Source organism: Psychrobacillus sp. NPDC096426 (genome assembly GCF_044762745.1).
Taxonomy (GTDB): Bacteria; Bacillota; Bacilli; order Bacillales_A; family Planococcaceae; genus Psychrobacillus.
This window is the reverse complement of the sequence record NZ_JBIWEX010000032.1, coordinates 1-22,084: the sequence shown is the minus strand read 5'-3', so window position 1 is coordinate 22,084 and position 22,084 is coordinate 1. Positions and strand designations below refer to the sequence as shown.

Below are 22,084 nucleotides of genomic sequence, written 5' to 3'. Positions count from 1 at the left end.
GATTTCCCTACCAAATATAAGGGGCATCCTCTTTTTTCACCTGTTATTCCAAAGAAATCTTCACAACGTCATCTAAATATTTCGTTGAATTATATCCATAAATTATCAATTTTCTCGGAATCGTACTTTCGCCTTGGAACCGAGCGCTTTGTAGCGTATTGAAATAACGGGGCTGTTCGATTTCTTCAAATGGGAAAGGGGTTTGATACATATCGTATTCTACCCCGTTTTTATCAACAATGATTGCTTCTCCATTCATCTCAGTTGCACTAGGTACCTCTCCATCCTCATTTACAAAATCGAATTGGAGTCCCTCATATGCGCGATTCTCCACTTCATGATTGCTTATAACAAAATTGGTAGACTGTCCATCTTCCTGTTTGTCTATGGAGATTGTACTTCCTGCATATTCAAAAGTTTGAGGATGTTCTGGAGTAACATCCAATTCAATAGTTTTTTTGTCTTCAAACGATAACTGAACAGATTTAAATTGAACGTTAACCTCTTTTGGTTTAATTCCAAAAAGAGAATCAAAGTTTGCTTGTAAAGTACTCCAATTCATGTCTTGCTGCGAATCCACAAAAGAGGTACCATACATATCAGCTTTCACTTTTTTATTATTCACTTCTAGATTGTTAAAATCAAGAAATTCTATCCGCTTCTCAGGCTGTTCGCGATTAATACCAAATTGAATAATCGTCACTGTTGGGGCAATGATTAATTTTTCAAATCGAATCGGAATTCCCTCTATTTCGACTTCTTTATCTAATGCATATTCGGTGGAAGGCAGTTTTGTTACAGGTATCTCAAAATTCCACACCCCTGTTTTATCTTCAATGCTGTAACCCCAAAAGTCTTGCTGCGCAGTAGAATCACGATTCTTAAGATTTGTAATTTGAAGTTCGATTGTACCGTTATCCGTTTTAAGTGGGAACAGACTCAACTTCCCTCGAAATACGTTCTTTTCTTTTTTATTTAGATCCGATTCTAGATCAGGAGGATAATATGTTGGAAATATTGTATTGCTCATGATTTCATTCTCATTCCACACAAAAACCCCTCTACTATCATTAATTATCATATATTGATTGTCTTCAACTGTATCTTCAATTTCATAAAAAAGAAGCGTCTGAACATCATCAGCAATTACGCTCTTAATCGTAATTTTCACCCCATCACTTTCCGCTTCTAGGTTCAGCCTCTGACCAAAGCCCCGTTGTAGAAAGGTACGCAATTGCGGATCTTCTTCTGTCCATGAATAGTAAAGGTTGGAAAAAGCCCCTGTAAAGAAACCTGTACCTATTAATAATACGAATACACTTGCAAAAATAAGTCCTATTCTTTTATGTTTCTTATTCTTCTGTTGTCTGTGCTTCTCGTATTCTTTTAGCTTTTCTTTAACATTCTCCATGAAACGAGTTGGTATATACAAATCTTCCGTTCGGTCTGTAAGATTTAACATAGTCGATATGACATCCTGAAAGGTAGCTAGATCCTCCTGACATTTTTGGCATTGATAGATATGTACTTCTAAATCAATCTTTTTCGACCGTTCCATCGTTTGATCTAAGTAATCGAGGTAACCCTTTTGATATTCCAAACAGCCATGAAAGGTTGATCTGGACCATACTTTATTTCTAAGTGACTGGATTCCGGAAAACAATAACTCTTTCATCTTTTTCGCTGAAACTTGGAGAAGATGTGCCCCTTCTTCTAGAGAAAATCCTTGTACATATGTAAGAATCAACGCTTCTTTCTCGTCCTGTTCCAATTGTTCAATTGCTTTAAATACACCCTGTCGTGGTTCACTTTCCTCCGAAACTTGCAAACTTCTATCACGAGAAAGCTCTCGGCAATTATGTATGAATATGGATGTAACCCACGTTTCGAATGGTGTACTATTTTTTAAACGAGGCAATTCCTTTTGTATTTTTAATATGGACCGGTAAAAAAGCTCTTCCATTTGTTGCTGATTACTGAGATAGCAGGAGCCAAGTATATAGAACGATTGTTGATGCTGATTTAACCAATCGACGATAAATTCCACGCCTTTTTCTTTTATTGTAGCGGTAGAAATGGGATCTATTTTTGCTGGAATCATCCAAGTGTTCCCCCCTTTTGTCTACGTGTCATTTCTGTTAAAGGCTGCCCAAGAGCAGCCTTTTCTTACTTGCCATCTTCTTATACCGGATAAACATATTTATAACCGCACACTCACTCAAACGGATAAGCATATGCAATATTCCCCATTCTCCCTTCGGTAGTTACCGCTTGAGACAATGAATTTAATATCGCTTCTTCTGTCACTTCAGTCGCTCCTTGAAAAAGATCATTCATGATCGGATGATCATCCCTCAGCAGAACCCTAGTTTCCAGACTATCCTCCTTAAAGTGTAGGATTTTATTAGAAGTAGAGAATGCAATAACTACATCCCCGCTGCCGTTACTAAAATGACTACCGGTTCTACCAAGACCGATTCCACATCTCTTCGCCACTCTTTTTAATTGTCTGCTGCTAAGCGGGGCATCTGTTGCCAACACAATCATAATAGAACCATCAGCTGGTTTTGGATAAGTTGGAACAGCACTCTGTTCCTCCACACTATAATGCTCACTTTGGAATTCTTCTTTTCTTCCAAAATTACTAAGAACTAAACAACCGATTGTAAAATCCCCAACAACACGGGAAGAAGATCCAATACCACCTTTGTATCCAAAACAAATCATCCCCTTACCAGCACCTACTGCACCTTCAGCAGCAACGTCCGTCGAAGCCTTTTGAATGCATTCTATCGCATGCTTTGGCTCGATTGGCAATTTGCGAATGGAGTTTAACCTGCTATCATTGCACTCTCCGACAACTAAGTTAATAGTTCCAGTAGTATCTCCAATTTCAGGATTACTTTCTAACATAAACTCTAGCGCACCTTGCGTAACTGCTGGAACAGCAAATGTATTCGTCAGCATAATGGGCGATTCTATCAATCCTAATTCATCCACTTGTACAAGACCTGTCGTTTTACCAAATCCATTCAGTACATAGCTTGCCCCAACTACTTTTTGTTGAAATAAATTTCCTCCATGTGGCAAAATAGCTGTCACTCCTGTGCAAGCATATTCACCTTCTCCTAAAGAATGATCCAGAGTTACATGCCCTACTCGAACATCTACCACATCGGTAATACAATTTTTTTCACCAGCAGGTAGACGCCCAATTATGATACCTCTTTGTCTGATTTTTTTCGGCACCCTTTGTATCAAAATAGTACCTCCGATTTTGCTGTCTCTTTCCATCTATTAGTATATGCTTTCTCGATAAATTCCACTTTATATGCATATAATTGAATGACATCCTTGATTTCTTCAGCAAGATATTTTTCATTTCGATTGTTTGCAAGACTTTCATATATAGAACCCCGTTGTAAAAAATCCGAGCTAGCCACTGTATACCAGGCTTCCTCATCTAGAAGGATATCGTTCACATAAATGGCATTTACCTTTTTTCCATCATGTACTATTTCTGCTCCAGCTATGTGCAGTCTACCGGCAAACCTTCCTCTGAACCCTGGTCCTCTTCCATCCGCTAAGCAAACTTGCGCATCCAAAGATTGTTCCAACGCCTCCTTTATATACTTTCCTTGAATTTCAAAAGAGGTTGGATTTAATGGGGACGGACAGACTTCAATGAGCTTCTTCCTTGTCATTTCATGAAAAATCCCTGCATTACAAATGCCACTATTAATGAGCCCAATATCACATTGCAACATATCCTTCAAGCCTTCTGCTATTAGATTCGTCATCGGATTTTCTTCTATCACATCATGCCAGAGTGGTTGGGTAATCTTATAAAGCGGTTCACTCAATACTTCAATCGCTTTTTCTTTATTTGTTTTCAATAGAGATAAAACTTGTTCATCTCTATCTGCATCTACTGAGGAAACAGTCGCTGAATGTATTAGCTTCACTTCTCCATCCATAATTTCAAGCTCAAGAATTCCTAAATGCTCGCCATAATTTCCAGCACTATTCATAATCGTATTATTTATCACTTTGGCTTCGGCAAAAAGTTTATGATCATGAGCAGAAATAATAATGTCGATTTCCGGGATCTCTATCGCAAGTGGTTCATCTGCAAATGTCCCGACATGACTTAAAAGGATGCAAATATCATAGTTCCCAGCATTTCTTTTTATTTCTTCTAATATCGCTTCTTTATAATCGGTCATGTATATACCAAGCCCCTCATTGAATACCCCCATATTAGGAGAAGAGCCAGTAATTAGGATACGAAGACCATTTTTCTCAAGAATGACACTCTTGTTTACGCCATTAATCTGTGACATATCTTTTTTAAATAAATTATTACTAATAAAAGGAATGGAACTACTACTCGCCATATGCTCAAGTGTATCTACTCCATTAAACATTTCATTATTTCCAATAGTTAGCGCATCATAGCCTATATTCTCTAGTAACTCGATCGCTGCTTTTCCTCTTGTGCCCTGCAATTCAATACTTTTAAAATCAGCAAAATCTCCCGCTTCCAACACAATTGTATCTTCATCTTTATGTTGTTTAATTAGTGTTGCTACTTTAGCAAAATTGTCGAAATTGCTATGCACGTCATTCGTATGTAGAATTTTTAATTTCATAGTTTCCTCCAAAAATAGTTTTTTGTTTATTCTTTCATTTTCCGATAATTCTATTAAAATAGGAAGCAAAAATGTGCAGAGATTTATTTTTCTTCATTATATATCCAGTATTTTAGAAATACTTTACAACTAACCTAAAACTTTGTATTCACTTAACGATAATTACTTTTTCATAGTAAAAGTCTTATCTTTAATTACTTCTTTCCTGTTTTTACATCAATATTAATAATTTTACAATAACTTAATAAAAAGGGAAGTTTCTTTTGCTATAATCTACGGGCACTACAAAATATATATCAAGGAGTAGATGAAATGTCGAAGAAAAGTTGGTGGAATAACAGTTTTAGTAAGGTTGCATTATCTTTCTTATTAGTACTATCATTATTTTTACCCTTTATTACTGTCCCAAATGTGCAAGCAGCTGAGCCAATTTCTGTTGCGGAAGCTATTAAGAACAACTCAGGAACGGCAACCGTAAAAGGGTTCATTGTTGGTACTGCAAGTTCAGGTTCTACTTACGATCAAGAAGCACCTTTTACAGTAGCAACCAATGTGGGGCTAGCTGACTCACCGGATGAAAAGGATGCATCGAAAATAATGCCAGTTCAATTACCAACTGGTGCTGTACGTGCTGGGTTGAATTTAGTGGACAACCCTAATTTATTTAAAGGTGAAGTTACAGTCACTGGCTCACTATCTGCTTATTTCAGTGTTCCAGGATTGAGAAGTGCAAGTGCACACACGATTATTTCTAATGGTGAAATGCCTACACCTCCTGAAGTGGGAGAACTAGCAAATATTTCAACAGCTCGCGCTATAACCGATATAAATAAAGTAGTAAAAGTGCAAGGAACAGTAACAACAGGTACTGGATTCTGGGGTGGTAAAGGTTTCTACATCCAAGATGAAACAGCAGGAATCTACGCTTACGCTACTTCAGCGGATGTAAATCCTGGTGACCTTGTAGAACTCGAAGGAAAAGTAAGTCCATATAGTGGCGAACTTCAAATCCAACCAACAAAAATTACTAAAATCTCTTCAGGAAATACCCTTCCAGTAGCTCAAGAAATCACACCAACTGGAGTAAATGAAGAGACGCAAGCCGAACGCATTCAGTTAAATAACATCACAATCTCTAATTTAATAAAATCGAATGACTTTGGAACATTTGAATTCACTGCAACACACGAAAATGGAGAATCTGTTATTATTCGAAACGATAACAGAAACGGATTAGATTACGACATATTCATGAAACAGTATAAGAATGGCGATTTAGTTCATGTATCTGGTATCGCTTCAAAATTTGATACAACCTATCAAGTGAAAACACTCGGTTTAGAAAGCTTTGACCAAGTCAATAAACCAGCAATTTACACAGATGTTCTCCCAGGGACTGTTTCTGAAGGAACAGAAATTTCATTAATATCACCAATTGAAGGTGCAGCTATCTATTACACTTTAGATGGGTCGACACCTACTTTGGAAAGTACACAATATACAGCTCCTATTAAACTAACAAAAAGTACGACAATTAAAGCGATTGCTGCAAGTGAAACTACTTCTGATGTTTTCACTTTTACGTACAATGTATTAAAGTCAGATGACCTTGTCATTCGCGACATTCAAAGAAACGGACACTTCTCTCCTTACGAAGGTGCAAACGTACAAAACATCACAGGTGTCGTGACTCACTTATATAACTCAGCAAACTTTGTCATTCAAGACATTCATCCTGATGATGACAATACTACTTCAGAAGCAATCATGGTTAATAAAGCTTCAAACGGACTTAAAGTTGGAGATTTAGTATCGGTTGCAGGAACTGTAGAAGAATGGTATTACGAAGGCTATTCGGATATGAAAGCAAATGATTTACCAATTACAAGAATTCGTGCGACAACTGCAACAAAAACTGGAACAGCGGCACTTCCAGCTCCATTAGTAATTGGGGAAGATATTTTTCCACCAACTGAAATCATCGATAATGATGGATTAACTTCATTTGATCCACAAGAAGATGGAATCGATTTTTGGGAGTCAGTTGAGTTAATGCGACTCACCGTTCCAAATGCAAAAGTGGTTGGTCCGCAAGACTATGGTGAGGTCGTTGTTGTAGCAAGCAATTCTACCAACACAACATTCAACGTTTTAGGTGGGATTAATATTTCGGCTAATGACTACAATCCAGAAAGAATAATTGTAGCTATTAATAATGACAAGTATGATGCAAAGTCTGGTGACTATTATACAGAAGACATTGTTGGTGTAATGGGCTACGGTTTTGGAAATTTCAAGTTATGGACAGAAGAATCTTCTCTTCCACCAATTACTCGTGTTGAAAAGCCTAATGTTATCACCGCTATTAAACCAGCTGAAGATAAACTGACAGTAGCTTCTTACAATGTGGAAAACTTTTCGACAAATAAAGAAAATACACCGGATGAAAAAGTATCGAAAATAGCAAAATCATTCGTGGAAAATATGAAATCACCAGATATTATTACATTATTAGAAGTTCAAGATAATGACGGACCAATAGCTTCTGGAAGTACTGATGCATCCGCAAGTTATGAACGCTTAATCGAAGCAATCGTTTCTGCGGGAGGTCCAGAATACAAATGGACAGACATCGCACCTGAGTATAACCGAGATGGGGGACAAGCAGGAGGAAATATTCGAGTAGGATACTTATACAATCCTAAGCGTGTCACTTTAGTAGAAGGAACAAAAGGCAGTGCAACTGATGAAGTGGCTTGGGCTGAAAATGGCAACTTAACATTAAATCCAGGTCGTATTCTAGACATTCCACTACCTAACACACGTAAACCACTTGCCGCTCAATTTGATTTCCAAGGGGAAAAAGTGGTCGTGATCGGAGCGCATTTAAATTCTAAAGGTGGAGATCAGCCTTTATTCGGAAAACATCAGCCTCCATTCCTAGGCTCGGAAGCACAGCGAATAGAGATAGCAACGATGATTAATAATTTCATTAAAGCTGGACAAGCAAAAGATCCAGATTTAAAAGTAATCGTAGCAGGTGATATGAATGATTTCGAATTCACCCCTACTCTTGCTGCTTTAAAAGGTGGCATTTTAATGAATATGGTAGAAAAAGTACCAGCTGGTGAACGTTTTTCTTACTACTATCAAGGAAACAACCAAGTTTTAGACCATATTTTAGTAACGAATAACTTAGCAGAGAAAACTGCTGTAGATATGATTCATATTAACGCGAACTATATGGATATTCACGGCCGTGCTTCTGATCACGATCCAGTATTAATCCAAGTAGAATTTCACGAAAAAGAAACGTACACCCTACAAGCTAATAAGACATCTTTAGAATTAGAATCAGGTCAAACGGAGCAAATTACATTAACAGAAACTGCGACAAAACAAGACGGTACTATTTCAACGAAAGACGTAACAGCAGAAGCAACTTATAGTGGCTTTGATACGAAAATCGTTTCTGTTGAAAAGGGAGTTATTACTGCAAAGGCAGCTGGAAAAACAGCAATAACTGCAACATATGGAGATAATACAGTAACGATTAATGTCACTGTTCAATCTACCAACCCTGGTGAAGCAGTAATTACAGCCGATGAGGTAGATACTACTACTGCGGTTATTACTGTAGATGGTTCTGTACTGCATGATGCTGGAAATGTATATATTCGTTTCACAGAAGCAGCTACAAAGAAAATCGACTCGGCTAACAAAGATGTCGTTATTACACTTATAAACGGAACATTCACTATCCCTGCAAATAACTTTAATATTCTTGCTATGCATGGTGAATTTTCACTTCACTTGGATTACCATGTGCCACCAGGTCTATTGAAAGAAAAGAACAAAGATAAAATAAAAGACAATCTAAAGTTGAAAGATATAGCTTTCTTTGATATTAAACAGGAACAAATAACAACAGGATTCAAAGAAGACTTCATTATCTTTACAGAAGGTAAGAAACCTACCGTTGAAAGTGCTTACTACGATGCTAAATCAAAGAAGTGGAAATTCAAGAAAATTAAATAAGAAACTAACAAAAGCGCAAGCGCCTATGTTAGAGGAATACAGTCTAAGTTCGCGACATCGTGTCGCAACGCCTGCATGACCTGCATCCTGCAGGCCTCCGACAGGCAAATGGGGATGGGGTAGGTCTGCAAAGTGCGCCACATCCTGTGGCAAAGCAGACATGACTCGCATCATGCGGCCCCAGGAGGCAGCTCTCCAGCCACCACAAGCGATTTTGTTTGCGACAAGCTTTGCGCAGGAGCAGCTTTTTCACATTTGACCCCGAGGGGCACCGTTCTTCTGCGACGAGCTGTGCGCAGGAGCAAGGCGCTGGAGTCTGGACGAAGAATCACTTGTAGAAAGTTATCCACATGCCATAGATTTTATAATTTCCTAAAGAAGAACAAAACTCCGACTACGCTTTAGGCTAGTTGGAGTTTCATGTTAATATCGCTTATATTTTTCCTTTGTCATTTGTAAAAAAGCAAATGCAGCAGGTGATAATGGTACGTCCTTCACATAGCTGATAACTACCGTATTTTGGTAAATCGGATTTCCCAAAGTGAACAGATTCGCTTCTGTTTCAACATTATCTCGTTCTAGCACACATTCAGGAATAATGGTTAAACCTAACCCGCTATTGGATAAACGGAAAGCGTTCTCAATATTTTGCGTCTCCAAAACGATTTCTGGATCGATTCTATAATGCTCCAAAATTTGATCCGTTAATCTACGTAAACCAAGACCAGGCTTTAATAAAACGAAACGTTCATGATTTAATAAATTCGGATTAAAAGGAATATGTTTCGGCTCTTTGTATTTAGCATCATGTAAACGATGACCTTTTGGTACTAAAAGATAAAGATTCTCTACATATAATTCTTCATAAACCAATTCAGGGTTAGTAATGGGTAACATATTTAAACAAATGTCAATTTTGTTTTGTAAAAGTAAAGTTTCCATTTCCGATGCAGACTCTTCAACTAGTTCAATCTCCAAACCAGGATAAGTCTTGATAAATTTAGGCAAGAATTGATAAAGCGTATAGGAAGCTAATATCGGATTTATCCCTAAAATAATTCTCCCCTTTTTAAAGTGAGAAATAGCCTCAAACTCATGTTTCATCTTTAGATACTTTTCATCAATTTCCTTCATATAGGAAAGATACCGTTCACCAGCATAAGTAAGTGTTAGGGGCGTCACTTGACGATTCAAGAGTTTCACTCCGAGTTCTGACTCAAGGTTTTTAATATATTTACTTAAGTAAGGCTGTGAGATAAAAAGTGCCTTTGCGGCTTGTGAAATGTTCCCGTATTCGAGAATTGCATCTAAATATTGAGCCGAAAAGTATTTCATTTGATTCAACTAGAATCCCTCCTTTACCTATAACGTTATCATTATTATCGATTTCTAATTAAATATAACAGAAAAAGCACACAGCAAGTATTCTTCAGAACGGGGTTATATCCCATCTTTGTAATAGCACCAGCATCTTCTGAAGCTAGGAATAGAGCTGTTCCAGCAATTTCAGATGGCTCTAATATGCGTTGGATTCATGCATTTTCCATTCTTTAAATAATAAAATTGCCTATTTTGGTTACGAATGAAAAATTAGTTTGAATGCTCGTGGTGGAATCTATCCCTGTAAAAATAACAGCAAAAAAATTGCCTCCTTACGACAGGAGACAATCTTGAAAATGCTTATAAAAATTACATACCACCAGTTACAGGGATTGATTCGCCTGTAATAGCAGCGGCACCTTCTGAAGCTAAGAACACTGCAGTTTTACCGATTTCAGATGGTTCAAGTAAACGTTTAATCCATTGTTTACCTAAGATGTGATGAGCTACTGCTTCTTCTTCAGTAGTGCCGTCTTTTTCAGCTAATATTGGAATTTGTTTTTCAATTAATTCAGTGCGTACTGGACCTGGTTCGATACAGTTAACAGTAATTCCGTTTGTAGCATTTTCTAAAGCTACCACTTTAGAGAAACCAGTTTGTCCTGCTTTAGCAGCACAGTAAGCTGATTTGTAAGCATCCGGAATACGACCGTGAGCAGATACGATGTTGATGATACGACCATAGTTTTGAGCTTGCATGGATTTTAATGAGTGTTTTGTCATTAAGAATGTACCTTTTAAGATAACATCGTTTAATAGATCCCATTTTTCTACTGGGAAATCTTCTGTTTTGCAGATGAATTGTAAACCAGCGTTGTTAACAACTACGTCTATAGAACCGCGCTCAGCGATTACAGCGTCGATAGCAGTTTTAACTGAAGTCTCGTCAGCTACGTTCACTTTGTAACCTTTAGCGTTTCCTAATTTTTCAGCAGAAGCGATAGCAGCCTCTTCATTCAAGTCAAAGATTGCTACGAAGTCACCATTTGCAATAAATTCTTGTGCAATTGCATAACCGATACCTTGCGCAGCACCTGTGATTAATACAGTACGATTTGTCTTCATAATTTAGTACCCTCCAACTATTTTTATATTTGATTGCTTCATTTATTTTTATACACTGGGGAGAGACTCCAAACTTTCTCCCCAGTGTATGTTGTTAATAGAATATAATACCCATTATTAAAGCTACGATTAGTGCGAAAAATATTGGCGCTGTCATACTTATAAATGCATACTTAAATGAATTTTTATGATTCAACCCTGACAATGCGAACAGTGATAAAATCGCTCCAGCATGTGGTAATCCAGTCAATACTGACGATGCAATTGCCGAAATTCGGTGCATCGCCTCAGGATTCACTCCCATATCTAAATAAGTCTGTGCAAATGCTTCCATCGCTATTCCTAGCCCACCTGATGATGAACCTGTCATTGCACCAAGTGAGGCTGAAGCAATTGTTAAACTAATTAATGGATTTCCTGGAATACCCAAAATGAAATCTGAAATTAATTTAAACCCCGGTGCCATTGTAATAACCACACCAAAAGCAACTGTTGCCGCTGTAAAGAAAATAGGTGTGATAGAACCATTCGCCCCAAGACTAAGTGCTGTTTTATGTGAAGGTATGAACGGATGAAACAAGATTGCCGCTACAATAATACCCGCTGCTAGCCCGATTAATACGATATTATCGACTTTCATTGCACTACCAGTAAAAATAATGATGATTAGTACAAGAATTGGTAAGATACTTAAAAAGAAAGATGGAATTTTTTCTTTCAAAGCAAGTGCGTCTTCTTTTGCATCTTCGTAAGGAGCAAATGTATCACCAGCTGCAATGCTTTTTTTCATCGCATATCTCATATATACAATCCCCACAATAATTGCGACTAAGGATGCAACAAACCCCATCAACGGTGCAGCCATTAGTGTCGTCCCTAGGTATTTCATCGGGACAACGTTTTGAATGGATGGTGTTCCTGGCATCATCGTCATAGTGAATGTCCCAATACCTATAAATATTGGAATAACGACTAAATTCCATGCAATATTCAACTCTTTAAATAATGGTTTCGCTAATGGAATGACAACAAACAATACGACAAACAAACTAATTCCGCCGAATGTTAAAATTGCACTAATTACTAAGATCGCAACCAATACAGAAAAAGGTTTTTGCGTTCCTGTTATGGATAATACTTTTTGTGCAATGGATTGGGCTGCCCCACTTTTCTCAATATACTGGGCTAAAATTGCCCCTAATAAAAACACTGCAAAAAAATTGATTAAAAAACCAGATAAGCCTGTCATAAATGAAGTTTCATTTCCTATTAAAGAAGGAAAGAAATCCATACCATTCGTCACAATCACAACAATTGCTGCAATTGGTGCTATGAAAACGATACTGTAACCCTTCATTGCAAGAATAACGATTAAAGCAATCGCGATTAATATACCAGCTGTACCCATGATGTATTTTCTCCTTTTGAAAAATCATATTGTGTCATAAATTCATCATTTATGTGAACATTTTATGTCTAAACATATTATTGCACACTATATCTTTGATTCAAAATAACTATAAAGTTATTAATACAATAACCAAATTGTTATAATTTCATCAAAACGTTGGGGTATATGGTCTCATAATTTTTAGACAAATCAAGCACCTCATCAAATCATGCCCTTAGACCTAGTTCTGAATCGAATTACAGGAATCAAGTAAAGTAGTTTGAATTTTGTTATGATTAGGTTAGAAACAATTTACCTATCATAATGGAGGTTAAGACATGGGGAATAATAAAATATCGATGATGGATGCATATATGATTGAAGCGTTACGCACTAACAATATACCTAATGATGATATTCTTACTTTACTTGAGAAAAAGGATATTAGTAGTTGGGAGAACATAAAACCAAAGTTTGATTTCAATGAACTTATTAAATTATATGAGCAAGATAAAAGTGGATTTAAATCTGTGTTAGTAGATGGATATACAGTAAAATTTCTTACGATGAATGGATTAAAAAACCTGTTAAAAATGAAATTCGATAAAATCGCTGAACAAGATTATGAAATATCCGATACGGGTATCCATCATCTAGAAATCGAAACAGAAAACTTTGCCGCCTTGCAACAACTCTTATCTATTAACTGGATTATTGAAGAACTTAACGATACGGACAATGACTCTTCCAAGAAAATAGTGAATATACAACTCGTTTAAGAACTAAAGTGCAAGCGCCTATGTCTACCCCGATATGGCAAATGGAAATGAGTAATAATAATGGGATGTCGCACATAATAAGGAAACTGCGTCGTAGTAAAATTTTCCACTAGGATTTCCGCTGCAGGGCGGACGCTTTCCACGGGGTGAGCGATAAGCCATCGCCGACGCTAACGCGTTCGCCTGCGATGTCTCATCTTCTCACTCATCCCGTAGGAGTCGCCGCCCTTTCGCTCCAATCCATCAAAATTTATTGCCAATTTGCTATAAATTGAACAAATCCACTACTCAAAAGTTAGTATTCATCTTCGTCTTACTCCAAGTAAACTTGTTATCATAAGAATTGATTGCTTTCACTAGCAATTTGGTTGCTCTCGTGCTGATTTGATTGCTTTCCGAGTAGAACTGGTTGCTTTCAATTTCAATTAGTTGCCTTAAGCCATTTACTGGATACAAACATTCCATAAACTGTATAAAACCCTGTTTTTATCGAGTTGATATGGAGTAAGCAAGCAATTTCCATTGATTTTCGCTGCAGGCGGCGACTCCTGCCGGATAAGTGAGCAAAATGAGACTTCACAACGTACGCGTAGCGGCGGTGAAGGCTCATCGCTTACCCGGCGGAAAGCGTCCGACTGCTGCGAAAATCATAGCGGTCACCTTACGACGCAGTTTCCCTATACTGATCGACAAGCCATAGAGTTTATAATTTTCTTAGCCACGAAAAAGACTCTATTTGAAAAGGTGATCCCTTTCAAATAGAGTCTTTTATTTTTGTATATGTCCCGTATGCTCAATTGGATAAAAACAAGCCACGGTATGTTTTTCATCATCTTTCGGTTCTAGCAACGGGATATTCGACTTACAATAATCTTGCGCAATTGGACATCTTGTATGAAATACGCAACCAGAAGGCGGGTTTGCTGGAGAGGGTAAATCTCCTTTTAAGACGATACGTTCCCGCTCTTTTTCTTTCAGAGGATCTGGTAAAGGGATTGCCGATAATAATGCATTCGTATATGGATGTTGTGCATTTTGATAGAACGACTCATTATCCGACATTTCCATTACTTTCCCTAAATACATAACCCCAACTCGATCTGCCATATGTTTAATAACTGATAAATCATGCGCAATAAATATATATGTTAAACCTAACTCTTTTTGTAAATCTTCCAACAAGTTTATCACTTGAGCTTGAACGGATACATCGAGTGCACTAACTGGCTCGTCACATACGATCAATTTCGGTTCTAGCGCAATTGCGCGAGCAATTCCGATTCGCTGTCTTTGACCACCGGAAAATTCGTGTGGAAGTCGATGATAATATTCTGGTTTTAAACCAACGAGTTCCATCAGTTCTTGAACACGGTGTTTCACATTTTTTGTTGTCTTATATGCCTTTAAAGGAGCAGCAATTATGTCCCCTACTTGCATTCTTGGGTTTAAACTAGAAAAAGGATCTTGAAATACCATCTGTATATTACGTCGAAGCTCATGCATTTGCTTTGGATTGTAGTTTAATATACTTTCTCCTTCATACAAAATATCCCCAGAGGTAGGTTTTAATAATCCTAAAATGGTTTTTGCTAGAGTACTCTTTCCACATCCCGATTCCCCGACGATGCCTAGCGTTTCTCCTTTATTGACCGATAAGCTAACTCCGTTAACTGCCTTTACATAACCAGTTGTTTTTTGAAGCACTCCCTCTTTTATAGGGAAATGCATTTCTAAATCTTGAATCCGAAGCAATTCTTGTGACATTATAGATGAACTCCTTTCGTATCAAAATTCTCTAGTTGTAACTTACCTTCTTCAAACGCTGTTTTAGATAAAATACAAGCCGCATAATGCCCCGCTCCTCTTTCTGTTAAGCTTGGGTCTTTCTTTAAACATTCTGCGGTAGCAAATGGACATCTCGGATTAAAGTTACACCCTTCAGGTGGTGACACTAGATTTGGAGGTTGACCTTGAATGGGTATTAAGCGCTCGCGTGAATTTGTATCAATCCTTGGCATCGAACGTAATAAAGACCATGTATATGGCATCGCAGTATGATAAAAGATATCCTCTGTTCTTCCTTCTTCTACAATTCTTCCAGAATACATAACTACTATTTTGTCTGCTAATTGGGCTACTACTCCTAAGTCATGCGTGATGATTATAATAGCAGTACCATATTTTTTTTGAATGTCTTTCATTAAATCTAATATTTGGGCTTGAATCGTCACATCCAAAGCTGTCGTTGGTTCGTCTGCAATAAGAATCTTCGGTTTGCCAGCTAATGCAATCGCAATCATTACACGCTGTCTCATACCACCAGAAAGCTGATGTGGATAGTCATTCATGCGACGTTCCGGATCTGAAATTCCTACATCCTTTAACAATTCAATAGCATTCTTTTTCGCCTCAGCACGAGTAATATTCTGGTGTGTTCGGATAGCTTCCATTAGCTGAGTGCCTATTTTAAAAATTGGATTCAAACTAGACATTGGATCTTGAAAGATCATCGCAATGTCATTCCCTCTTAAATTACGTAACTCTTTCTCTTTTAAATGGAGTAAATTCTTTCCTTCCAATAAAATTTCACCTTGTGGATAAAATGTAGGAGGAGAAGGATTTAGTTGCATCAAAGAAAGGGCTAAAACACTTTTCCCACTCCCTGATTCACCCACAATCCCTATCGTTTCCCCAGCGTTTAAAGAGAAAGATACATCATCGACAGCTTTTACAATACCTGCTGGTGTATCTATATAAGCTTTCAAATTTTTCACCTCAAGCATGCTTTCTCCACTCCTCAAGTACGTATAGTACGATTACGCATATTTCTGTTGGCTAACTTTCTTTCTTTTTTTCATTTGTTTTTTCGTATGTGGATCAAACGCATCTCTTATTCCGTCTCCGAGCATGTTCAGCGCTAAAACTGTAAGGACAATTCCAAGCCCAGGAAAAATAGAAAACCAAGGAGCAATCGAAATATAGATTTGTGCTTCTTGAAGCATATTGCCCCATGTTGGAGTAGTCGGATTTACTCCGATACCTAAAAAACTAAGCGCTGCTTCTGCTAGTATTGCCCTCGCAAAAGTAAACGTCCCCTGCACTATTATTGGGGATAAAATATTTGGAAGTATGTAATTCGTCATAATAACAAAATCACTTGCTCCTGTAGTTTTAGCAGCTTCAATATATTGAACATTCTTCACTTGAAGTACCGCTGCACGAACGATCCTTGTCATAACAGGCCAAAACGCAAATCCTAACGCAATAATAATATTCGCAACCGAGCCTCCAAGGGCTGCAACTAATGCCAATGCAAGTATTAATGCCGGAAATGCTAACATACCATCGACGATTCGCATAACGATTGCATCTGCTTTTTTATAATATCCTGCAATTAGTCCCGTGACAGTTCCCAAAAATGTTGCTACTACCGCAACAACCGCTCCGACAATTAACGAAACTCTTGCGGCATATATAGCTCGTATGAATATATCTCTACCAAAGTGATCCGTACCAAACCAATGTTCACTCGACGGACTTAGCAATCGTAGAGTTGGATCGATAAAAGAAGGAGATGTCTCACTCCATAATGAAGCAGTAATCGTTGCGACAGTTATTAGAAGAAGTATGCCAACTGACAATAAATTTCTTTTTCGCTTCAGCATTTTATAATCCCCCTTTCCAATTTTTCAGACATTAGTCATATCGAATTCTAGGATCCAAAAACGTATAAAGTAGATCGACTAACAAGTTAACAACCACGTATACGACTGCGATAAATAAGATGACTCCTTGAATAATTGGATAATCCCGTCTATAAATAGAATCGACTAACAATTGTCCCATACCAGGTATCGTGAACATCGTTTCAATGATTACCGTCCCACCAAGTAAGCCTGCAACCATCGCTCCAATAACCGTCGTGGTAGGGATTAGTGCATTGGAAAATACATGTTTCATCAAAACGATACCTTCTTTCACGCCTTTTGCGCGAGCAGTTCGAATATAATCCTGGTTCACCGATTCAAGCATGCCATCTCGAAGCATTCTTGCCACTAATCCAATTTCAACAGCCGCTAGTACAAATGAAGGCAAGATCAAATGATATAACCACTGAAATATCCCATCTGCCATTGGGATGTAACCTGCTACAGGAAACAAAGGTATAGAAACTGCAAAACCAAGGACTAGTAGCATTGCAAACCAAAACTCAGGAATAGAAACTCCTAGAAGAGAGATAGATATAAATAATGGATCTATTAATGTATTTCGCTTCCAAACCGCGGCTATAGCTATTGGAATCGAAATTACTAATATCATGATTATAGATACAATCGTAATACTGAAAGTCGGACCAAGACGTCCTAAAATAATATCTAATACAGGTTCGGAAGAATAGACAGATTGTCCGAAATCCCCTGTCACGATATCTTTAAGCCAGTTAACATATTGCATAACAATAGGTTGATCTAATCCTAATTGTTCTTCCAACTGCTTAATACTATCTTCTGAAGCATCTTCCCCTAAAATTAGATATGCTGGATTTCCGGGTGTTAAATGAATAATCATAAACACAATAACACTCACGATGAACATTACCGGGATTAATGAAAGCAATCTCCGTATCGTATATTGTAGCAATTTACTCTCACCTCACAAGCGACTTTTTATGTAAAAGAAATAAAGAAAGCTTGTCAGAAATAGTACCCAACAAGCTTATCCTTAATACGAAATTATTCAGCTTTCCAAGTATTCCAGAATCGTTGACCTAACCAGTTTTCGTAGTTTTTAATTTTATTTGTTTTAATATCTAGGGTAGTCAGATTGGCAATTTTAATAAATGGAAGCTCATCATTCACAGTTTTATTCATTTCTGTTAGGATTTCTTTTCGTTGTTCTTTCGTTTCAGCCTCTCCCCACTGAGCGATTAAGTCAGACCATCTTGTACTCTCATACCAACCACTACTTGCTGTATCTGGTACAAGCATTCCTAATTCGTTTGGAGAGAAACGAGTAGACCATCCAATAACGACTAAATCCCAGTTTGCAGGATCGCCCCATTTTTCAAGATACGTTGCCCATTCGTAAGAAATAAGCTCTACTTTGAAACCAACCTCTTCTAGTTGCTGTTTAGCAACTTGCGCAATTTTATTGTATTCTTCGGAGTTGCTAGAATACACTACTTTTAACGTTTCCCCGTTATAGCTCGATTCTTCTAATAGTTTCTTCGCTAACTCTTTGTCGTAAGCCAAAAAGTCATCTGATCCTTTATCCGAATATAGTTCTACTTGTTCAGGAACGAAAAGCGCTCCATCTAATTGATAAAACTTGTCGGAGCCATATGTTGCTTCTGCAATAACCTTTTTATCTAGAGCATGATTTAAAGCTTGGCGGACTTTAATATCGTTAAAAGGCGCTTCTGATTTGTCTGGCGTAATAGTCGAGTAACCATTCATATAAGTTACAGGATCAATATTCGGTGTACTTGCAACAACCTCATTTAGATCCGTAGGAATAGATTGACCATAATCATACAAACCAGTTTTCAATCCGTTAAGGATTACTTGTGGATCTTTTACAATCATAAATTTAATTTCATTGAAATAAGCGGTTTTCTTCCCTGTTAACCCGCCCCAGTCTTCCTCTTCTCGTGCTGAATAGTCAGCGAATTTTTTCACAACGATTTCTTGACCTCTGTCCCACTTATCAAATGAGTAAGGGCCAGTTCCGATTAAATGCTCAGGTTTCAAAGGTTGCTCGCCCGCCGCTTCCGCAACTTTTGCCGGAATAATCATTAGTGCTGATTTCGGTGCAGCAAAATCTGCAAGTAAAGAGTTATAAGGTTCCAAAAGCTTTACTTGCACTTCATTTTCTGAAGTAGCAGTAACTGATTCAATATGAGTAATTGTGTTTTTGCCGACTGAAGATACTTTTCCCCAACGTTCAATGGAAGCAACGACATCAGCTGCTGTTAGAACTGAACCATCATGGAATTTAACTCCTTCTCGTACTTTTATCGTATAAAGAGTTCTGTCTTCATTCACATCATAGCTCTCCGCTAACATTGGTTGGATAGCAAAATCATTATCTAGTGCAAATAACATCTCGAAAATATGCCATGCTACATCCCTTGTCGGGGATGCACCTGTATAACTCCAGTCTAATGTATCTGGATCAGATGCATAGGCAACCTTTAGTGTCTCACTTACAACTGGTTCTCCTGCATCTTGTTCTTCGTCTCCTGTATTACTTGTATCAGCTTCTTTACCAGAGCAAGCAGCTAATCCTATTATTAATAGTAGACCTACTAATGCCATCATTAATTTATTTCTCTTAATAGATTGCATGTTTATCCTCCTTACAATATGTTTTTTTCGTTGGCAGCTTCAATTATCTTAAATTATTAAATTCAAATAATTTAATCCCTACAAAACCGATAAGATTATAATGCACTAAAGTAATAGAATATTCAATAGATAAATTAATAATCGTAATTTTCTGTTTTATGCCATCTTTTTTGCTATATTCTCCACATAAGAAAAGAATATAACCTTCACTTGCCTGCTTTCGGTTTGCTTTGAGCCTTCAGCTCATGTTATTCCCGCTAAAATCGCCTTCTTCCACTACAATCAATTTCCTACAAAATAGCTTAATATAAAAGCATAAAAAAATAGGTGTAGAAAAAGGACTCGTTTTTCTACACCAGCTTCAATTTAGAGACTTATTAGACAGCCACTAAACGTTTTTAATGTAACTTTTTACTGGTTGGTTTATCTACATATTTCCCATAGTCTGGCATCGCTATCTCGTCAAAATCTTTCACAAGGAATTGTAAATTACTAGTTAACAAATCACCGGACATTGGTAATCCGTGACCTGTTACTGCAACTTTCGGTTTTAAATCTGCTAATTTTTTCACCGACTCTCTAGCTGCCACCCAATCAGTAGTAAGATATCTCGGTGGTCCACTAATTTCCTGCTCCTGTGTCAGCACTTTATATAAGTATTCTTGCTTCACCGTGACAAACGCATCACCAACTATTAACACTCCATCTTCTTCTCTGAAAAAAGACACATGTCCTGGTGAATGCCCAGGTGTGTGAAACCATTTAAAACCGGTCATATAAGGAACTGTCCCGTCAGAAGGTAATTCTTTTACGTTATTTCCTAAATTAACTGGATCAGTAGGAAACATCGGAGACATTTTAGCGACCATACCACCTTCTACCGTTGAATCTGGTTTAGGATAACTTTCTTTTCCCGTCAAGAACGGAAATTCTAATGAATGTGCATAAACTGGAATTTTCCACTTGTTCACTAACTCAATAATTCCACCTACATGATCAAAATGACCGTGTGTTAAAATAATGGCGCTTGGTCGACTACCTGCACCAAAACGTTCCTCAATTACTGAAATAATCTCATCAGCCGAGTGAGGCATACCAGCATCCACTAACACAAACTCACTCGCCCCTGGATTTCCGACTAAACAAATATTGACGATTTGTACCGTATGACAATATATATCAGGCAGAACTTCCATTCCTATTCCGCTTGCTATCGAGGTTGCCGGAATAAATTTATAATCATCACCGTATGAAATACTATTATCCATAGTCTCCCTCTTCCCTTTTATAATCACAGTTAGCTTTTCACCACTAAATGAATTTATACCCAACTGACTCTTTTCAAAACAGTTTGACTTTTCTTGTTCCATTTGATACATTCAAATACAATATCTTAGATAAAGAGAGTAACAATTTCGGATTATGAAGCGAGCTAGGGATAGTGTAAGCCTAGTTAAGAAGAGTTGTGAACCGCACTTTGGAGATGCTTTTTATAAAAGTGGAAGCGCCTGATCTGCCCCGACAGGCAAATGAGGAATAGCGAGGAGGCAGCTCTCCAGCCACCGCAGCTATTTCACATTTGACCCCGAGTGGCAATGTTTTTCTGCGACGAGCTGTGCGCAGGAGCAAGGCGCTGAAGTCTGGACAGATACCGAGTAGCAATACTCTCTTGTCTTGTAGAAAGCCGGAGACTCACCGTTATGGAGAAAGTGGCCGATATAGGCAAATTGAGTGGTACCGCGGAAGTTAAGCTTTCGTCTCATTAATATAATGAGACGAAGGCTTTTTTGTTTAGGAGGAATTCAAATGAAAAAAGAAATTGTACACATTCTTAATAGCTTTACGACTGAAAGAATCGATGAAAATATGATTGAAATCCCTATGTACGCTCACTTAGGGGATTATGCACTACCTTGCTTTCCATTTGCTAAAAAGCTTAGAAAATCTCCTGTCCTTCTTGCGCAGGGGCTTGCGTCAAGTATTCAGGATGAAAGCATTGAAAAAGTCCAAGCAGTAAATGGGTATGTAAATATTTTTATAAAAAGAACGACATTCGCCCATTCGATTTTGACTACGATTCTCAATCAAGGAAAACAATACGGTACTTCCCATATAGGTGCTGGTGGAGTTGTTTCGATTGACATGTCCTCTCCTAATATTGCAAAACCATTTTCCATGGGGCATTTAAGATCTACAGTCATTGGAAATTCCATTGCTTTATTACATGAAAAAAGCGGCTATCAACCGGTTAAGATCAATCATCTTGGGGATTGGGGCACCCAATTTGGGAAGTTACTAGTAGCTTATCGTTTATGGGGGGATGAAAAGAAAGTACGTGAATGAACTGACCTAGCGATATGAGACACATATAAAACACCTATTTAGGCTGCCGCAATTCCAAATTCTTTTGGTGTTAGGTAGCCTAATTTTTCT

Annotated in this window: 15 protein-coding genes and 1 other annotated feature; of the genes, 3 read left to right on the top strand and 12 right to left on the bottom strand. The window is 37.7% G+C overall.

The annotated features are described in order from the left end of the window. Positions 1-43 precede the first annotated feature (43 nt). The 3 genes from ACIQYS_RS20155 to ACIQYS_RS20145 form a co-directional block, all read right to left on the bottom strand. Positions 44-2,101: a DUF4179 domain-containing protein gene (locus ACIQYS_RS20155; protein WP_402984081.1), complete on the bottom strand. Its 2,058-nt coding sequence runs from the start codon at positions 2,099-2,101 to the stop codon at positions 44-46. Between the two features lie 113 nt (positions 2,102-2,214). Further along, positions 2,215-3,294 carry a DmpA family aminopeptidase gene (locus tag ACIQYS_RS20150; protein WP_402984079.1) on the bottom strand — a complete coding sequence of 360 codons (1,080 nt, stop codon included), beginning with the start codon at positions 3,292-3,294 and terminating at the stop codon, positions 2,215-2,217. After that, positions 3,258-4,652, bottom strand: a complete 1,395-nt coding sequence (locus ACIQYS_RS20145; RefSeq protein WP_402984076.1) for a bifunctional metallophosphatase/5'-nucleotidase — start codon at positions 4,650-4,652, stop codon at positions 3,258-3,260. Before ACIQYS_RS20145 ends, ACIQYS_RS20150 begins: the two co-directional genes overlap by 37 nt. A gap of 312 nt (positions 4,653-4,964) precedes the next feature. On the opposite strand from ACIQYS_RS20145, the gene ACIQYS_RS20140 reads away from it, so the two are divergent. After that, on the top strand, positions 4,965-8,690 hold the full coding sequence (locus ACIQYS_RS20140) for a DUF6359 domain-containing protein (protein WP_402984073.1): 3,726 nt from the start codon (positions 4,965-4,967) through the stop codon (positions 8,688-8,690). Between the two features lie 423 nt (positions 8,691-9,113). On the opposite strand, the gene ACIQYS_RS20135 is transcribed toward ACIQYS_RS20140, so the two are convergent. From ACIQYS_RS20135 to ACIQYS_RS20125, 3 genes are all read right to left on the bottom strand, one after another. Then, positions 9,114-10,025, bottom strand: a complete 912-nt coding sequence (locus ACIQYS_RS20135; RefSeq protein WP_402984114.1) for a LysR family transcriptional regulator — start codon at positions 10,023-10,025, stop codon at positions 9,114-9,116. A gap of 354 nt (positions 10,026-10,379) precedes the next feature. After that, positions 10,380-11,135 carry an SDR family oxidoreductase gene (locus ACIQYS_RS20130; protein WP_402984070.1) on the bottom strand — a complete coding sequence of 252 codons (756 nt, stop codon included), beginning with the start codon at positions 11,133-11,135 and terminating at the stop codon, positions 10,380-10,382. A gap of 94 nt (positions 11,136-11,229) precedes the next feature. Next, complete coding sequence (locus tag ACIQYS_RS20125) at positions 11,230-12,543, bottom strand: GntP family permease (protein WP_402984067.1); 1,314 nt, start codon at positions 12,541-12,543, stop codon at positions 11,230-11,232. Between the two features lie 320 nt (positions 12,544-12,863). Between ACIQYS_RS20125 and ACIQYS_RS20120 the strand changes: the two genes are divergently transcribed. Then, the gene (locus ACIQYS_RS20120) at positions 12,864-13,304 is read left to right on the top strand and encodes a hypothetical protein (protein ID WP_402984064.1); all 441 of its coding nucleotides are present in this window, start codon (positions 12,864-12,866) and stop codon (positions 13,302-13,304) included. Between the two features lie 768 nt (positions 13,305-14,072). Here the strand turns inward: ACIQYS_RS20120 and ACIQYS_RS20115 are convergent. From ACIQYS_RS20115 to ACIQYS_RS20090, 6 genes are all read right to left on the bottom strand, one after another. Next, on the bottom strand, positions 14,073-15,068 hold the full coding sequence (locus ACIQYS_RS20115; RefSeq protein ID WP_402984061.1) for an ABC transporter ATP-binding protein: 996 nt from the start codon (positions 15,066-15,068) through the stop codon (positions 14,073-14,075). Further along, positions 15,068-16,087, bottom strand: coding sequence for an ABC transporter ATP-binding protein (locus ACIQYS_RS20110; RefSeq protein ID WP_402984059.1), 1,020 nt, complete (start codon positions 16,085-16,087; stop codon positions 15,068-15,070). Before ACIQYS_RS20110 ends, ACIQYS_RS20115 begins: the two co-directional genes overlap by 1 nt. Positions 16,088-16,120: 33 nt before the next feature. Then, positions 16,121-16,969, bottom strand: a complete 849-nt coding sequence (locus tag ACIQYS_RS20105; protein WP_402984056.1) for an ABC transporter permease — start codon at positions 16,967-16,969, stop codon at positions 16,121-16,123. 31 nt (positions 16,970-17,000) lie between these two features. Beyond that, a complete protein-coding gene (locus ACIQYS_RS20100; RefSeq protein ID WP_402984053.1) occupies positions 17,001-17,945 on the bottom strand; it encodes an ABC transporter permease in 945 nt (314 codons plus the stop codon). Between the two features lie 92 nt (positions 17,946-18,037). Continuing rightward, positions 18,038-19,651, bottom strand: coding sequence for an ABC transporter substrate-binding protein (locus ACIQYS_RS20095; protein WP_402984050.1), 1,614 nt, complete (start codon positions 19,649-19,651; stop codon positions 18,038-18,040). 398 nt (positions 19,652-20,049) lie between these two features. Continuing rightward, positions 20,050-20,919 (bottom strand): MBL fold metallo-hydrolase, encoded by an 870-nt coding sequence (locus ACIQYS_RS20090; protein ID WP_402984046.1) that lies wholly within the window; start codon positions 20,917-20,919, stop codon positions 20,050-20,052. 117 nt (positions 20,920-21,036) lie between these two features. After that, positions 21,037-21,416, top strand: a binding site (T-box leader). A 41-nt stretch (positions 21,417-21,457) separates the two neighbouring features. On the opposite strand from ACIQYS_RS20090, the gene argS reads away from it, so the two are divergent. Then, entirely contained in the window at positions 21,458-21,994 is a 537-nt protein-coding gene (gene argS / locus ACIQYS_RS20085) for an arginine--tRNA ligase domain-containing protein (RefSeq protein WP_402984043.1), read from the top strand. Positions 21,995-22,084 lie beyond the last annotated feature (90 nt).

Excerpts from the sequence above, each read along its gene's own strand:
- ACIQYS_RS20155 (WP_402984081.1), bottom strand. The coding sequence starts at position 2,101 with ATGATTCCAGCAAAAATAGATCCCATTTCTACCGCTACAATAAAAGAA.
- ACIQYS_RS20150 (WP_402984079.1), bottom strand. The coding sequence starts at position 3,294 with ATGGAAAGAGACAGCAAAATCGGAGGTACTATTTTGATACAAAGGGTG.
- ACIQYS_RS20145 (WP_402984076.1), bottom strand. The coding sequence starts at position 4,652 with ATGAAATTAAAAATTCTACATACGAATGACGTGCATAGCAATTTCGAC.
- ACIQYS_RS20140 (WP_402984073.1), top strand. The coding sequence starts at position 4,965 with ATGTCGAAGAAAAGTTGGTGGAATAACAGTTTTAGTAAGGTTGCATTA.
- ACIQYS_RS20135 (WP_402984114.1), bottom strand. The coding sequence starts at position 10,025 with ATGAAATACTTTTCGGCTCAATATTTAGATGCAATTCTCGAATACGGG.
- ACIQYS_RS20130 (WP_402984070.1), bottom strand. The coding sequence starts at position 11,135 with ATGAAGACAAATCGTACTGTATTAATCACAGGTGCTGCGCAAGGTATC.
- ACIQYS_RS20125 (WP_402984067.1), bottom strand. The coding sequence starts at position 12,543 with ATGGGTACAGCTGGTATATTAATCGCGATTGCTTTAATCGTTATTCTT.
- ACIQYS_RS20120 (WP_402984064.1), top strand. The coding sequence starts at position 12,864 with ATGGGGAATAATAAAATATCGATGATGGATGCATATATGATTGAAGCG.
- ACIQYS_RS20115 (WP_402984061.1), bottom strand. The coding sequence starts at position 15,068 with ATGTCACAAGAATTGCTTCGGATTCAAGATTTAGAAATGCATTTCCCT.
- ACIQYS_RS20110 (WP_402984059.1), bottom strand. The coding sequence starts at position 16,087 with ATGCTTGAGGTGAAAAATTTGAAAGCTTATATAGATACACCAGCAGGT.
- ACIQYS_RS20105 (WP_402984056.1), bottom strand. The coding sequence starts at position 16,969 with ATGCTGAAGCGAAAAAGAAATTTATTGTCAGTTGGCATACTTCTTCTA.
- ACIQYS_RS20095 (WP_402984050.1), bottom strand. The coding sequence starts at position 19,651 with ATGCAATCTATTAAGAGAAATAAATTAATGATGGCATTAGTAGGTCTA.
- ACIQYS_RS20090 (WP_402984046.1), bottom strand. The coding sequence starts at position 20,919 with ATGGATAATAGTATTTCATACGGTGATGATTATAAATTTATTCCGGCA.
- argS (WP_402984043.1), top strand. The coding sequence starts at position 21,458 with ATGAAAAAAGAAATTGTACACATTCTTAATAGCTTTACGACTGAAAGA.